At 46.7% G+C, this 13,798-nt stretch carries 15 protein-coding genes; 1 reads left to right on the top strand and 14 read right to left on the bottom strand.

Annotated elements, in window-relative coordinates; all coding sequences use genetic code 11:
- Nucleotides 1–2 precede the first annotated feature (2 nt).
- The 9 genes from QM870_RS07315 to QM870_RS07275 all read right to left on the bottom strand — a co-directional run bounded on the left by QM870_RS07315 (nt 3) and on the right by QM870_RS07275 (nt 8,675).
- Nucleotides 3–1,388, bottom strand: a complete 1,386-nt coding sequence (locus QM870_RS07315) for a V-type ATP synthase subunit B (RefSeq protein ID WP_414369216.1) — start codon at nt 1,386–1,388, stop codon at nt 3–5.
- Entirely contained in the window at nt 1,375–3,165 is a 1,791-nt protein-coding gene (locus QM870_RS07310) for a V-type ATP synthase subunit A (protein WP_414369214.1), read from the bottom strand. Before QM870_RS07310 ends, QM870_RS07315 begins: the two co-directional genes overlap by 14 nt.
- Before the next feature lie 33 nt (nt 3,166–3,198).
- Nucleotides 3,199–3,903 carry a GNAT family N-acetyltransferase gene (locus QM870_RS07305; RefSeq protein ID WP_414369212.1) on the bottom strand — a complete coding sequence of 235 codons (705 nt, stop codon included), beginning with the start codon at nt 3,901–3,903 and terminating at the stop codon, nt 3,199–3,201.
- Nucleotides 3,900–4,220, bottom strand: coding sequence for a V-type ATP synthase subunit F (locus QM870_RS07300; protein WP_003009443.1), 321 nt, complete (start codon nt 4,218–4,220; stop codon nt 3,900–3,902). Before QM870_RS07300 ends, QM870_RS07305 begins: the two co-directional genes overlap by 4 nt.
- On the bottom strand, nt 4,201–5,220 hold the full coding sequence (locus QM870_RS07295; protein ID WP_414346532.1) for a V-type ATPase subunit: 1,020 nt from the start codon (nt 5,218–5,220) through the stop codon (nt 4,201–4,203). The genes QM870_RS07300 and QM870_RS07295 overlap by 20 nt, the downstream gene beginning before the upstream one ends.
- Nucleotides 5,221–5,229: 9 nt before the next feature.
- A complete protein-coding gene (locus QM870_RS07290) occupies nt 5,230–5,820 on the bottom strand; it encodes a hypothetical protein (protein WP_414369209.1) in 591 nt (196 codons plus the stop codon).
- A 70-nt stretch (nt 5,821–5,890) separates the two neighbouring features.
- Nucleotides 5,891–6,370 (bottom strand): V-type ATP synthase subunit K, encoded by a 480-nt coding sequence (locus tag QM870_RS07285; RefSeq protein ID WP_003009435.1) that lies wholly within the window; start codon nt 6,368–6,370, stop codon nt 5,891–5,893.
- Between the two features lie 30 nt (nt 6,371–6,400).
- Nucleotides 6,401–8,362 (bottom strand): V-type ATP synthase subunit I, encoded by a 1,962-nt coding sequence (locus QM870_RS07280; RefSeq protein WP_414369207.1) that lies wholly within the window; start codon nt 8,360–8,362, stop codon nt 6,401–6,403.
- Entirely contained in the window at nt 8,352–8,675 is a 324-nt protein-coding gene (locus tag QM870_RS07275) for a hypothetical protein (protein ID WP_024055125.1), read from the bottom strand. Before QM870_RS07275 ends, QM870_RS07280 begins: the two co-directional genes overlap by 11 nt.
- A 293-nt stretch (nt 8,676–8,968) precedes the next feature.
- Here QM870_RS07275 and QM870_RS07270 point away from each other — a divergent pair, with 293 nt between their 5' ends.
- Nucleotides 8,969–9,808, top strand: coding sequence for a MurR/RpiR family transcriptional regulator (locus QM870_RS07270; protein WP_070666687.1), 840 nt, complete (start codon nt 8,969–8,971; stop codon nt 9,806–9,808).
- 97 nt (nt 9,809–9,905) lie between these two features.
- Here QM870_RS07270 and QM870_RS07265 read toward each other — a convergent pair whose 3' ends face one another.
- The 5 genes from QM870_RS07265 to QM870_RS07245 all read right to left on the bottom strand — a co-directional run bounded on the left by QM870_RS07265 (nt 9,906) and on the right by QM870_RS07245 (nt 13,793).
- Nucleotides 9,906–10,793 carry an ROK family protein gene (locus QM870_RS07265; protein ID WP_003009424.1) on the bottom strand — a complete coding sequence of 296 codons (888 nt, stop codon included), beginning with the start codon at nt 10,791–10,793 and terminating at the stop codon, nt 9,906–9,908.
- Nucleotides 10,794–10,808: 15 nt separating this feature from the next.
- Nucleotides 10,809–11,726 (bottom strand): dihydrodipicolinate synthase family protein, encoded by a 918-nt coding sequence (locus tag QM870_RS07260; protein ID WP_414369205.1) that lies wholly within the window; start codon nt 11,724–11,726, stop codon nt 10,809–10,811.
- Between the two features lie 31 nt (nt 11,727–11,757).
- Nucleotides 11,758–12,405: a YesL family protein gene (locus tag QM870_RS07255; protein WP_031572772.1), complete on the bottom strand. Its 648-nt coding sequence runs from the start codon at nt 12,403–12,405 to the stop codon at nt 11,758–11,760.
- A gap of 21 nt (nt 12,406–12,426) precedes the next feature.
- A complete protein-coding gene (locus QM870_RS07250; RefSeq protein WP_031572775.1) occupies nt 12,427–12,879 on the bottom strand; it encodes a NanQ anomerase/TabA/YiaL family protein in 453 nt (150 codons plus the stop codon).
- A 74-nt stretch (nt 12,880–12,953) separates the two neighbouring features.
- The gene (locus QM870_RS07245; protein WP_414369202.1) at nt 12,954–13,793 is read right to left on the bottom strand and encodes a carbohydrate ABC transporter permease; all 840 of its coding nucleotides are present in this window, start codon (nt 13,791–13,793) and stop codon (nt 12,954–12,956) included.
- Nucleotides 13,794–13,798: the final 5 nt, after the last annotated feature.

The following is a 13,798-nucleotide window of genomic DNA, read 5'->3' as shown; positions in this document are numbered from 1 at the left end:
GGCTAATCCTCTTTGTTTGGCAGATACTTGTCAATCATCTCATCCTTGATCCGTTTAAGCTCTGTTCGTGGAAGGATGGATAAGAGTTCCCAACCGAGATCCAAACTTTCCTCAATCGTCCGATTGGTGGTAAAACCTTGGTTGATGTATTCCTGCTCAAAGCGGTCCGTAAATTTAACATAGAGCTTGTCGGTATCTGACAAGGCAGACTCCCCAAGCACTACAGCCAGTTCTTTGGCTTGTTTTCCTTGGGCATAGGCCGCAAAGAGCTGGTTCATGGTCGCCGCATGGTCTTCCCGAGTCTTGCCTTCACCAGAACCCTTGTCCTTCAAACGAGAAAGGGATGGAAGAACATTGATCGGTGGGCGGTAACCACTATTGTAGAGATCACGGGACAAGATAATCTGACCTTCGGTGATGTAGCCTGTCAAGTCAGGGATGGGGTGGGTGATGTCATCTTCTGGCATGGAGAGGATCGGAATTTGGGTCACAGATCCTTTCTTTCCAACCAAGCGTCCTGCACGTTCGTAGAGGGTTGAGAGGTTAGTATAGAGGTAACCTGGATAGCCCCGACGACCTGGAACTTCCCGGCGGGCAGCAGATACTTCCCGAAGGGCTTCACAGTAGTTGGTCATATCCGTCATGATAACCAAGACGTGCATATCTTTTTCATAGGCCAAATATTCTGCGGCTGTCAATGCGATCCGAGGCGTGGCAATCCGTTCGATAGCTGGGTCATTGGCTAGGTTGATGAAGAGGACAGAGCGGTCAATGGCCCCTGTCTCCCGAAGGTCGTTCATAAAGAACTCGGCTTCTTCAAAGGTAATCCCCATAGCCGCAAAGACCACGGCGAAGTTTTCTTCCGAATTAAGAACCGTCGCTTGACGAGCAATCTGAGCCGCCAACTCCTTGTGAGGAAGACCAGAACCTGAGAATACTGGGAGTTTTTGGCCCCGAACTAGGGTATTCAAATGGTCAATGGCTGAGATCCCTGTCTGGATAAATTCATCCGGATAGTCCCGCGAAACAGGGTTGATGGCTTGTCCATCAATGTCCAAGTACTTCTCTGGGATAATCTCTGGACCGCCATCGATGGGTTTCCCCATCCCGTTAAAGATGCGTCCGACCATGTCTTCAGACACAGGAAGTTCTAGGGGACGTCCGGTAAAGCGGACCTTGGCTTTTTCCAAATTGATCCCGCTAGATCCTTCAAAGAGCTGGACCATGGCCTTATCTTCTTGGACTTCGAGGACTTGTCCCTGACGGGTCGTTCCATCATGAAGCTTGATTTCTACCAGTTCATTGTAGTGAACCCCTTCGACCCGATCGACAATCATCAAGGGACCAACAACTTCGCTGACAGTACGGTATTCTTTAATCACGCTCATTGTCTACTCCTCCTTTTGCGACGATTTGGTGTAGGGTTTCTACGATTTCTTCTTTCAAAGCTTGAATGGTTGCCAACTGGTCCTCATGGATGAACTTGCTCCGGGCAATGCGGTCTCGAAGAGCCACGGTTCCTTCCATGATTTCTGTGAAGTAAGCTCCCAATTCCAGTGCTTTTTGACTTTCTTGATCAAAGGTCAAAATGTTGGTCAACAAGGCCACCTGCTTGCTGAAAGAGGTATAGGTATCGACCTCATCAAAGGCATTTTGTTGCAGGTAGTCTTCACGGATCATCTTGGCCGCATTCATGGTCAAGCGGTCTTTTTCAGACAAGGAATCTAGACCAACCAAGCGGACGATTTCTTGCAATTCACTTTCCTTTTGAAGCAAATTCATAGCACGGGTCACTTTTTCAGACCAGCTGATTTGTTCATGTAAATCGATATAGCGACCAACTTCATCTTGGTAAAGAGAATAAGAACTCAACCAGTTGATGGCTGGAAAGTGGCGGCGTTGGGCCAATTGAGCATCTAAGCCCCAGAAGACCTTAACAATCCGCAAGGTATTTTGCGTTACCGGCTCTGAAATATCTCCACCTGGAGGGGAAACGGCACCGATAGCGGTAATCGAACCTTCACGCGCAGTGGTTCCAAGTGTCTTAACCCGACCTGCACGTTCGTAGTATTCGGCAATCCGACTACCAAGGTAGGCTGGGTAGCCTTCATCCCCTGGCATTTCTTCTAGACGACCAGACATTTCACGGAGAGCTTCTGCCCAGCGCGAAGTAGAGTCCGCCATGATAGCAACGGAATAGCCCATATCACGGAAGTATTCGGCAATGGTAATCCCTGTGTAGATGGAAGCTTCCCGCGCAGCTACCGGCATGTTCGAAGTGTTGGCGATCAGAACGGTCCGTTGCATAATGGATTGACCGGTCGTTGGATCGATCAATTCTGGAAATTCATTCAGAACGTCCGTCATTTCATTTCCACGTTCCCCACAACCCACGTAAATTACGATGTCTACATTGGCAAACTTGGCCACCTGGTGTTGCACAACTGTTTTCCCAGCTCCGAAAGGACCAGGAACAGCTGCAGCTCCACCTTTAGTCACAGGGAAAAAGGTATCGATGACCCGTTGACCGGTGACCAAAGGCTCTACTGGAATCAGTTTTTGTGCAAAGGGACGGCCTCGACGAACTGGCCATTTTTGCATCAAAGTACCAGTAAAGAGACTGCCATCAGCCTGCTCGATCTCATAAACAGGCTCTTCCACTGTGTAAGAACCTGCTGCGATCTTGGTCACACGTCCACTGACACCAAAGGGTACCATGATGCGGTGTTCCACCATATTGGTCTCCTGGACCGTACCGACGATGTCTCCCGCAACTACCTCTGTTCCTTCTGCCACGCTTGGTTCGAAGGTCCATTTGGTGTCCCGATCTAGATTTGGAACTTGCACCCCACGAACCAAAAAGTCACTGGCAGTCACTTCTTGGAAGCGTTCCAAGGGGCGTTGGATCCCGTCAAACATCTGAGAGATCAAGCCTGGTCCCAATTCAACAGAAAGGGGGGCTCCGGTTGTGACCACTGGTTCACCTGGACCAACTCCAGACGTTTCTTCATATACTTGGATAGAGGCTTCGTCCCGCCGCATCTCAATAATTTCGCCAATCAAACCAAGATCGCCAACCCGGCAAATGTCTTGGATATTGGCCTCCTGCATCCCTGATGCGACCACCAAGGGACCGGAAACTTTAATAATTTTTCCTTGAGTCATGTATTCCTCCTGGGAATCCTTTGTTTCTTTGTTTTACTTTTGCGCTATCTCTCTTAGAGCTTGCTTTTGTTGGCCATTGGCATCGAAATTGCTTGGATCCAACCAGGTTTCGAAGCGCTGTTTGATAGCTGGCCATTCTTGGTCAATGATGGACAACCAGTCTGTATCACGGGTACGACCTTTATAAACAACAGCCTGACGGAAACAGCCTTCATAGGTGAACCCTAAGCGCTCAGCTGCTTTGCGAGATGCTTGGTTTAAGGCATCGCATTTCCACTCATAGCGGCGGTAGCCTAAATCTTCAAACACGTAGCGTGCTAAGAGATACTGGGCTTCCGTGGCCATGCGTGTCTTTTGGAGCGCTGGTGAGTAGGTCACTGCTCCGACTTCGATCACCCGGTTGGCTTGATCGATCCGCATGAGAGAGAAAGTCCCTAAAGCCTTGCCTGAATCTTTGTCTACAATCGCATAGTAAAAGCGACCTTGGGCTGTCATGAGATCATCTAATAGGTGGTCCCACTCCTCTTCATTGCGGGCAGGGCCTTTGAACAGAAAGGTCCACATCGCTGCTGGAGAGTTCGGCCCGTAGACCTGATAAAGATCTGCTCCATGTTTTTCTTTTGAGAGGCGCTCGATCACGGTATAGCGACCTTCGATCCGCTCAATAGCTGGCAAGCGCCCTGGTGTAAAATCCGGCAGTGCATCGCCAATCGCTTGGCCAAATTCATTTGTTCTCATAAAATATCCTGTCCTACTGCTTTTTCGACATTATCACGAATCCGCTGTTGGCCCAGTCCTGTAGTCCCTCTATGGGTTGGGATAAGAATCAGAGCCGGCGTCAGCTGCTGGTCGTAAAAAGCTACTGTATCTGGAATGGCTTGAGCAATATCCTCTGTTAGGTAGATAATCCCGAAGTTTTCCCGACTGAGTTTTCGCAAGGTATTGATCGCTTCTTGTGGCTCTGTGACCGGATAGGTTTGAAAGCCAATCAGGCGAAAAGGAAGGATGGCGTCCCGATTGCCCACAACGGCGATCTTATAGGTCTGTTTGTCCATAAATCGGTCTCATCCTTTCTTTGATTTCTGCTAACGGAAAACCATTGTCCAAACCAGAGAGGACCAAACGAAGGTTGGTCACCTCTAACTCTTTTCCGTAAAGATAACGAACAAGAGGGAGTGGTCCATCGACTTCAAAACGGCCAGCGTCTAGAAGACTGAATTTCACCAAACTCTCTAAATACTCCAACTCTACGGTCTTTAGTTGACCGGTGCGCATCTTTTCTTCATAAGTCTCTAAGGCGAGATCGTACTCCAGCGGATTGACTTGATAAAACCAGGTCAACCACTGACCGGATTCTAACAGGTCGATCACCTGATGGGCACTGAGGCTTCCTTCATCTGAGAGCAATTGGTGCATAAAGCTATGCGGTTTTTGCTGATCCAAGGCCCGCTTAACTGTAATCGCATTGTAAAAGTCAATGGTCACGTCCACCAACTGCTTCAGAATCGGATGATCTAGACTGTCCCCTAAGTATCTCAGGTGTTTAAAATAAGCTAAATCCATCCCGATTTCGAGAACCCGCAAGTCCTGATAGTCTTGGAATTCTTGCCAGGTTGCAGCCACTTCTTCCGCCATAAAGGCCGGACAATGCTCTGCAGAAAAGGTCGCCACCAAATGCTCGAGCACATCGAGAGAATAAGGACCGATAGGGATCAATAAGTGCCCCAACTTGCGCTCTGTCGCCTTGTGTTTTAGATAAACCTTGAGATTGTGATAGGTGTATTTCAAGGTAAACAGGCTAACCAAATCTGACTGAGGGCTTACCTCAAAAGCCCATTGGTATTCTGCCAACAAGGCTGCCATCAGGCGGGCTTCAAGGGCTGATAAATCCTTGATCTCGTGGCTGTCTAAAGCATAAGGCGTCCCTTGCAACAAGCCTTCTCGACTCTCACTGGAGGGACTTGCAAGCAACTGCTCGAACTGACTGGGACTGACAAAACTAGCCTCACGTACGCTGATTCCTGTATTGACTTGAGAATAGGTCCGTTCGCTCATTGCAACCTCCTAGTTCTCTTCATCTGTGAAAATGCTGGCTGCCATCTGGTAGCTTTCTTGCTCCCAAATGGAATCCACCAAATCACGGTAGAGATAGTTGTCATCAATCTTCCCAACTGACAAGACAAAGCCTGCTTGAGCTGGGATCGTCGCATCTGCAACTGTCACATTCTGATGCGTCTGCTTCAATCTCTCGAGAGCTGCTGAATCAAATTTAGCAGCGCTCACCGCCCCGAAGGTCAGGGTCACAACTTGTCCCTGATAGCGATCTAAGACTGCATCCACAAACTGCATTTCCTTTTCAAGGGGCCAAGCCGCCATCGCTTCATAAGCATCTGCAAAGAGATCCTTTAAGACTCGTTGCTTGGTGACAAGGGTTGATTGGCGTTTTTTATTTTCGATTTGTTGGGTTTCACGTTGCAATTGACGTTGAATCCGCTTGAGCTGCTCGGAGCGTTGATTGAGTTTATCTTGAATCAAACGCTCTTCTTGTGCAGTCTCCTCTTTTAGGATGGTTTCCTTGGCCTCTTCTAAGAGTTTACGCCCTTTTTCGTGGGCTTGGGCCAAGATCGAATCCTTTAATTGGGTTTGTTCATCCATATCGTTTTTTCTCCTATTGCATGCGTCTTGTGTTTTTCGCCTCGCGAGGCGAATCCATCAAAGCTAGCTCTTAGCCGACGCGTAGGGTCAATAGGAAGGACACAACGAAGGCCAAGATGGCGTAGGTTTCAACCATGGCCGCAAGGATAACCCCTTTCATCATGTCTTCAGGGCGTTTGGCCAAGATTTGCATCCCTGCTGTCGCAACATTTCCTTGGTGTTTGGCTGAGAAATAACCAACGATCGCAACTGGAAGAGCTGTAAAGAAGTAAGCAACCCCTGTTTCAAGTGGCATATCTGGCTTAATTTGCAACCAGATCAAGATCCCGATAACGAAACCGTACAAACCTTGTGTACCTGGCAACAATTGCAAAATCAAGGCTTGGGCGAATTTTTCAGGTTGTTCTTTCAAGAGCGCTGCTGCTGCTTGACCCGTTTTACCAACCCCAAGGGCAGATCCCATCCCACTGAGTGCAACGGCAATCGCCACACCAAATGCTGCAAAGAAGGCGCCCCCATGGGCTGAAAAATATGATGCTAAAGATTCCATGAATATACTCCTATTTATTAAAGATAATACTTATTTTTTTGTTTTAATATAGCGTTCAGAAGGTTTGAGAGGACGAAATGGCTTACCTCCTCCTTCGTAGAACTTACCGAAGAACTCGACAAAGATCAGACGGGCTCCATGCACATATCCTGACAAGAAGGACAGGAACATATTAATGGCATGTAAGACGATAAAGAGCAGAAGCCCTACCGTAAACCGTCCAAGCGGTGGGAAGAGATTGACAATGAGGTTAAAGGCTGAACCGATACTAGCTCCAGACAAGCCCAAGGCCATCAAACGGGTAAAGCTGACCAAGTCTCCGATATAGCCACTAACATTGTAGAGGTTAAAGAGACCAGAAGCTAAACCGGACAGCTTCTTGGCACTGACAATGGAAACAATCAAGATCCCAATGGCATTCAAAATAGCCAGCCACTTGCCAATCGGAACTAGAACGCTCATCCCTGGCAAGATATTGCCTACTGCTAGAAGCATTAAGCCAAGTAGGATCAAGACCCAAGCAAAGCCAGCATTATAGGCTTCGGTGTAGTCTTTGAGGCGAACATTTTTCATTCCTCCTAGGAAGAGGCCCACTAAGACGGTGATAAAACCAAAGACCACTGAGAGGATCAGGATGGTCATGGCGTTGCTGGTCGTACTGATCAGGGCGAAAGGCATCTCAAATCCAAAGAAAGAGCCATAGACCACACCCCAAAGGGCAACTGAAATTCCGAGGAGACTGAAGAAACGAAGGTTCTTGGCTGTACCAGGCTTGAGCTTGAAGGCTTTAAGGGCAAAGCCTGTCGCCAAGGTTAGCAACAGTCCATAACCGATATCTGCGACCATCATGCCAAAGAAAACAAAGTAGAAGAGAGAAACGATTGGTGTCGGATCTTTCTCGTAATACTTAGGCAGGGCGTACATCTCTGTGACTAATTCAAAGGGCTCTACCAAGGCATTATTTCGCAACTGGATCGGAACGTCATCCCAATCTTTTTCCGTCACATCGCGTGTCTCTAGTAAGACCCGAGAACCAAAACCTTCTTTCAAGAAGTCTCGTAATGAGGCCACTTGGGAGGTTTCAATCCACCCCTCTAGAGCTACCAAGCTTTGCGTGCTGGCAAGAAGCGACTTGGCTTCCTCCCGAGCTCCCGAACTCAGCAAGTAATCCATCTGGTACTTGAGCTGGTCCAGCTCCTTCTGGGAGTTTTGTAACTCGGCTAGGGTTGCTGCAACTACAGCTTCTTGCTCTTTGATTTCCCCTTCTAGGCGATCCAAGTAGGCGGCCGGGACCTGCTCTTCTTCATAGTCCAATTCTTTGAATCCATGGTCTTCTAGAAGCTCCTGAACAGCTACACGATCTCCTGAACGATACAAGATGACATAGCCGTGTTCGGTTTCAGATGTAAAGACTTCTTCTAACTCCAGCTCAGGATGAGCTTTTAAGGAAGAACGAACAGCGTCTGTATCGCTATTGGGAATGGTCCCGATCAAGCCATGCACATAGTGAAAATTAGCGAGAGCAGCTGGCGTCACCTCTAACGGTCGCCATTTTTCTAAGCGCTCTATCTCTCCCTTTGCATCCGCAATCTTCTGACAAGCCTTGTCTAACACGCGCAATTGGCGTTTCAACTTGGTCAATAGGAGATCCTCATCTCGAATCATCCCATGGGCCTGCAAGTCATCAAAAGACAAGCTTAAGGGTTCTTCCTTCAGGGCTTGCAGGGCCTTTTTCTCAGGCATATAAGGCTCCAGAGTCTGAATCATTTTTTCAACTTGTTCTTGACGTTTTTGCAGCTCTACCAAAGCTTGACGATTGTCCTCTGTCAAGGGTTGAGACAAGGTATTTGCCTCAAAGGCAGCCTGCCATTCTTCATGCTCACTGAGGTCATAAATCTGGATTTTTGCCTCAGACTGTAGCGCTAGTAGGAGACTGTCCAAGTCATCTTTGGGCAAGATGAGGGACAGTTTTTGCATCTGACTAACGGCCATAGCTTGCTACCACCTTTTCTACAATGGCTTCAACTAGCCCAGCTCGTTTATCGGTCATCGCCTCTTGTACCCTGGCATCATTGCGCGCAACCGTTTCTTCCAGATCTTTCGTTAAACGGACGAGTCTTTCCTGGGCGTTTTTTTCTGCCTCTGTGACCAATTGCTTGGTTTCCTCATCGTAATGCTGTGCCACTGTTGCAAGTCGATCGCGCGAATCCGTTCGGATTTGTTCAACTTGAGCTTCATAGCCTACGATCACGCCCTGAGCAGCTTGCTCGATCTCTTGCATCATCTCGAGTGTTGCATTCGACATCGTCACACCTCCTTATTCAACCATTGTTCTTCCAACAACAGTACAATTATCTTAAATTATACCACAATTCATATCGTTTGTTCAGGCCCAACCGGAAATTTTCAGAAAATTGTGGATAACCAACAAGCCACTACTGCCAGGATTGGAAGCGTTCTCTTCTTTTCTCCTATCCTGTTCCTAGTTTCAGTATTTCTTGATTTCTTTTACTTGAATAAAGCGGTTACCCATGTTATAATGTGTAATATATTATAGGAGTATCCTGTTATTTCATCTCGTGAGAAAGGAGGATTGCTGTGAAACAAGACCAAGATTTACGCGCCATTATCGCCAGCCATGAAGCTGAGTTAACAGATATGGAACGCGACATTGCCCAATATTTTTTATCATCCGAAGCACGACAGCACTCCCTGTCCTCTTCTCGTGTAACGGAGTTACTCCATGTTTCAAAGGCAGCTTTAACGCGTTTCTCTCAAAAATGTGGTTTTTCCGGCTATCGGGAGTTTGTCTATCATTTTAACGAAGAAACCAAAAATCAAAAACAGGTGCAAGTGCATGACGAACTCACTCTCAGCGTCTTGCAACGCTACCACCATATCAGTAACGTCACTGAAAGTCTGGTAAAAGATTCCCAATTAGATCGGGTAGCTGAACTAATCGGTCAAGTAGACCGAGTCTATTTCTTCGGGATCGGTAGTTCCGGTTTAGTCGCTCGAGAAATGAAATTGCGCTTTATGCGACTGGGCGTCGTTTGTGAAGCCCTGACTGATCAAGATGGCTTTGCTTGGACGACCAGCATTCTCGATTCCTCTTGTTTAGTCATCGGTTTCTCATTGTCAGGAGGCACCAACTCCATTACAGACAGTCTCCTGGACGCCAAAGAAAAAGGGGCTAAAACGGTTCTTGTGACGGCTAACCCGGCTGCCATCCACCAAGGATTCACAGAAGTGTTACCGGCCGCACCTCTTCCTAGTAGTACCTATATCGATCGAATTTCTGCTATTTTACCACTCCTCATTGTGGTCGATTTGATCTATGCTCATTTCCTTAATAAAAGCCGAGAACAAAAGGAAATTGTCTTTAATAGCTACTGGGAAAACAAAAAACTTTCTAGTCAACGTTCTCGAAAATCTTAATATGGTCTCCCTATTTAAAAAGCATGAAAGATCTGGTTTTCTTCATCTTTCATGCTTTTTTTGATGAATCAAAAACAAGTCGCCAGCGCGACTTGTTTTATGTTTCATGTTTTTGTCTAAAGTGGTAGTAGGCCCCCAACATACCCGCAGCGTTTTGATGGTGGGCAAATTCCAAACGGATCTTATCTGCTAGGCTAGGAACCAGTTCGGCACACAGGGCTTGATAGATTTTTGGCTTGAGGATGGCTTCCTGGGCCATAATCCCCCCTCCAAGAACGATGACCTCTGGATTGACCACATAAACGATATTGGCCAGTCCTTTGCCAAGGTAGGTCACCATTCGATCAATTCCAGCCATACAGATCTTATCTCCTTCTGTTGCCTGCTTAAAGATCCGGCGGCCATTCCACTGTTCCACAGGATCACCGTGATGTTCTGCCACATACTCGACCAAAGCCGTCGTTGAAGCTAGATCCTGAAAGGCACCATCTGGCAAATGAAGATAGCCAACCTCACAGGCTGAATTGCTAAAGCCATGAAAGACCTGACCATCGAGCAAGAGGCAACCGCCGATCCCTGTCCCAATCGTCAGACAAACAGCATTGTTCGATCCTTTTGCATGGCCTGTGGTGACCTCTGCGAGACCGGCACAGTTGACATCATTTTCAATCTCGCAAGGGATCTGAAAGGTCTCTTCGATTTCCTTTTTGAATTGGGTGCCTGCATAGTTGGGAATTTGTGGGCCGGCATAAAAGATTTCTCCCTTATCAGGATCTACCATTCCGGCCGAAGAAATCGCCACCCCTGCCAAGGGATGCTTCTTCAAATAACGGGCTACGATTTCCTTTGTTGTGTTAAGAATGTGAGGTCCTCCTTTTTGAGCCTCCGTTGGCATTTCATGGGTCTCTAGGAGTTGCCCTTTTGCATCGGCTAGACCATACTTGATACTGGTCCCTCCGATATCAATTACAACATATGGATTCATCTAGACCTCCTTTGATTAAAGGAATCTGGCTTTTGTGTCCTGAATGAGTTGAGCAGCACGTTGAATCACTTCTTGATCCGCTTTTACTACTGGCGTCAAAGGGGAGCGAACAGATCCCAAGTCCAAACCTTCATTAATGCGCAAAACCGCTTTGATGACCGCATACATATTGCCATGAGCAGATGTCAAGACTCCAATAATGTCATTGATGGCAAACTGCAGGGCACGCGCAGTCTCCAAGTCTTTCTCAGCAATCAGCTGATTGAGCTTCAAGAAAAGTTCTGGCATCGCACCATAGGTGCCACCGATCCCAGCATGCGCTCCCATGAGACGGCCACCTAAGAATTGTTCATCCGGACCATTAAAGACGATGTGGTCGTCGCCTCCTAAAGAAGCAAAGGTTTGAATGTCCTGAACAGGCATCGAAGAATTCTTGACCCCAATCACCCGTGGGTTTTTCAACATTTCCTTGTAAAGGCTCGGTGTCAAAGCAACCCCAGCCAATTGCGGGATATTGTAGATGACAAAGTCTGTATGGGGTGCGGCTGCACTGATTTCATTCCAGTAGTGGGCCACACTGTATTCTGGCAAGCGGAAATAGATCGGTGGAATGGCCGCAATGGCATCCACTCCTAGTTCTTCTGCATGTCGTGCCAATTCCACGCTATCCTTGGTGTTGTTGCAGGCTACGTGAGCAATGATGGTCAATTTCCCTTTAGCTACTGCCATCACTTCTTCTAGAATCAGCTTGCGATCGGCCACGCTCTGGTAGATACATTCGCCAGAGGATCCGTTGACATACAAGCCCTGCACACCTTTCGCGATAAAATATTCTACCAGCGCACGTACCCGCTCCGGGCTAATTTCTCCTTGGTCATCATAGCAGGCGTAAAAAGCGGGGATGACTCCTTCATATTTTTTTAAATCTGACATTTTTTCTCCTTTTGTCACTAATGAATTCATTTTATTCTTGGTACTGGGCAAAAATCTTTTCCATTAATCCAACTTGTGCAAAAGCCAAGCTTGAAAAGCCGAACAAGAAAAAGATCATAAGCCCCAATAGGAAAGCTAAAACCGAGCTTGCAAGAACCATACATAGAAGCAAGAGAGCACTTCCCATGACAAAGAACCAAGGAAAATGCAAGCCTGACACAATCATGGCTTTTTGCAAACACTCTTTCCAATCCAACTGGTAGCGAGCCGCAATCGGATAAGCAGCCAATAAGATCAACACAAGAAAGAGAAAGAGGCCTAAACAAATGGTTTTCAAAGCTTGGAAAGCTAGGGAAGTTTGCCCCCAAAATAAGAATAAATCAAAGAGACAAATACCTGCAACAATCAGTTCTAAACTTCCTAGTTGCAAGCCTATTTTCCAATTGTCCCGAAAAGCCTTCGCATAACTACGAATCACCGGAACACGACGCTGGTGCTTAATGGCAAATAAGGTCTGATACAAACTAATTTTCGCAATTCCAATCGTGAGAACTGGTAAACAACTTAGCACAAATAAAAGATTAACAGTTACCAAGTCGAGGACCTTCTCACTGATACGCATCACTACATTGTCCGTGTTAAAAACGGTTTTGATCAATCCTGCCCCCTTAGATGACATAGGCACTCCTTTCTAATGTGATCAATCGATCGCAATTTTAAATAGATATTTTTTCACGATATCTTCTTGCCCTGCATAGCCATTGGGCTGGTGAGGCTCCCCTGGAAAGAAAATCGCAAAATTATGATAGCCTAGATGAAGCGGATAAGACTCCTGGCAATGGACAAAACCGATGTCCGATGCTTCATCAAATGCGATAGCCTCACCTGTCACACGAGATCCATAACTCGAAAACTCATGCCCTTCTACTAATAGATGCAAATCGGCATATCTTTTGTGGTGTTCAAAGCGATCATTTTCTGCTTTGTTGAGGGTATTTTCTTGAACGACGAGAAAGACCTTATCCCCATCAATATCGTATTTCCCCAATTCAAAAGAATCCTTCCGATGCTCATAGAGAAAGTCAATCGCCTGATCCAGATTGGGGTGGATTCCTTTGTAAAAGGTGATGTTTTTTAAATCATCAAATATCATATTCTCATCCTTTCGATACTTCTCAGCCTAGAAAACCGATCTGTACACAACTATCGTTTGTCCAAGCAGAGGACTTATCCTTTGACCGCTCCCATGGTAATCCCTTGTGTAAAGGATTTTTGGAACACGAGGAAGACCGTAACGATTGGCACTGCAGCTAGGGCTGCCCCAGCCATGATCAAGCCATAGTTGGTGGCCATTTCGGCCTGCATAGTTGCTACCCCTAAAGAAATGGTTAAGTTATGCCGAGAGGTCAGCATTACCAATTGCATAAAGTAGTCGTTCCAGGTGTTGATAAAGGTAAAGATGGCAAGGGCTGCAAATCCCGGCTTGACAATTGGGAAGGCAACGCTCCAGAAAGTCCGCAACTCTCCACAACCATCGATCTTAGCAGATTCTAAGAGTTCTGTTGGGATGTTTTCACTAAATTGCTTCATCAAGAAAACCCCGAATGGCCATCCAACCAATGGTAGAATAACCGCTGCAAGGGTATCATGAATCCCCATAAAGTTGATAATCCGTACCAATGGAACTAAGACAACTTGTTTCGGAAGGGCCATGGCTGCAATGAAGATAGCAAAGAGAATTCGTTGCCCATAGAAGCGTTTCTTAGCCAAGACATAACCTGCCAAGGAAGAGGTCATACACACCAAAAGCATGGTTGCAAGGGAGATGAAGACACTATTCCACAACCATTGTAGGGCTGGGTTTTGTACCATCAACTGTTGAAAGTTTTCCATGGTTGGTGTCTTTGGCCACCATTGAGGTGGGATCATAATGGTATCTGGTTGAGACTTAAAGGCCCCTGTCAAAATCCAATAAAATGGGAAAATGAACAAGACTGTCAAAAGGAGCAAAATGATCGTTGAAATCACTGTAAAGGCAGTGATGGGTTTCTTTTGTGTTGGTTTCATCTGAG

Origin of the sequence: Streptococcus parasanguinis (assembly GCF_047463195.1) — a bacterium.
Taxonomy (GTDB): domain Bacteria; phylum Bacillota; class Bacilli; order Lactobacillales; family Streptococcaceae; genus Streptococcus; species Streptococcus parasanguinis_R.
The sequence above is the reverse complement of the archived record's forward strand: the minus strand, read 5'-3'. Positions and strand labels throughout refer to the sequence as shown.

Bases quoted from the DNA above. Each gene is read 5' to 3' on its own strand.
- QM870_RS07315 (WP_414369216.1), bottom strand. From the start codon at position 1,388: ATGAGCGTGATTAAAGAATACCGTACTGTCAGCGAAGTTGTTGGTCCC.
- QM870_RS07310 (WP_414369214.1), bottom strand. From the start codon at position 3,165: ATGACTCAAGGAAAAATTATTAAAGTTTCCGGTCCCTTGGTGGTCGCA.
- QM870_RS07305 (WP_414369212.1), bottom strand. From the start codon at position 3,903: ATGAGAACAAATGAATTTGGCCAAGCGATTGGCGATGCACTGCCGGAT.
- QM870_RS07300 (WP_003009443.1), bottom strand. From the start codon at position 4,220: ATGGACAAACAGACCTATAAGATCGCCGTTGTGGGCAATCGGGACGCC.
- QM870_RS07295 (WP_414346532.1), bottom strand. From the start codon at position 5,220: ATGAGCGAACGGACCTATTCTCAAGTCAATACAGGAATCAGCGTACGT.
- QM870_RS07290 (WP_414369209.1), bottom strand. From the start codon at position 5,820: ATGGATGAACAAACCCAATTAAAGGATTCGATCTTGGCCCAAGCCCAC.
- QM870_RS07285 (WP_003009435.1), bottom strand. From the start codon at position 6,370: ATGGAATCTTTAGCATCATATTTTTCAGCCCATGGGGGCGCCTTCTTT.
- QM870_RS07280 (WP_414369207.1), bottom strand. From the start codon at position 8,362: ATGGCCGTTAGTCAGATGCAAAAACTGTCCCTCATCTTGCCCAAAGAT.
- QM870_RS07275 (WP_024055125.1), bottom strand. From the start codon at position 8,675: ATGTCGAATGCAACACTCGAGATGATGCAAGAGATCGAGCAAGCTGCT.
- QM870_RS07265 (WP_003009424.1), bottom strand. From the start codon at position 10,793: ATGAATCCATATGTTGTAATTGATATCGGAGGGACCAGTATCAAGTAT.
- QM870_RS07260 (WP_414369205.1), bottom strand. From the start codon at position 11,726: ATGTCAGATTTAAAAAAATATGAAGGAGTCATCCCCGCTTTTTACGCC.
- QM870_RS07255 (WP_031572772.1), bottom strand. From the start codon at position 12,405: ATGTCATCTAAGGGGGCAGGATTGATCAAAACCGTTTTTAACACGGAC.
- QM870_RS07250 (WP_031572775.1), bottom strand. From the start codon at position 12,879: ATGATATTTGATGATTTAAAAAACATCACCTTTTACAAAGGAATCCAC.
- QM870_RS07245 (WP_414369202.1), bottom strand. From the start codon at position 13,793: ATGAAACCAACACAAAAGAAACCCATCACTGCCTTTACAGTGATTTCA.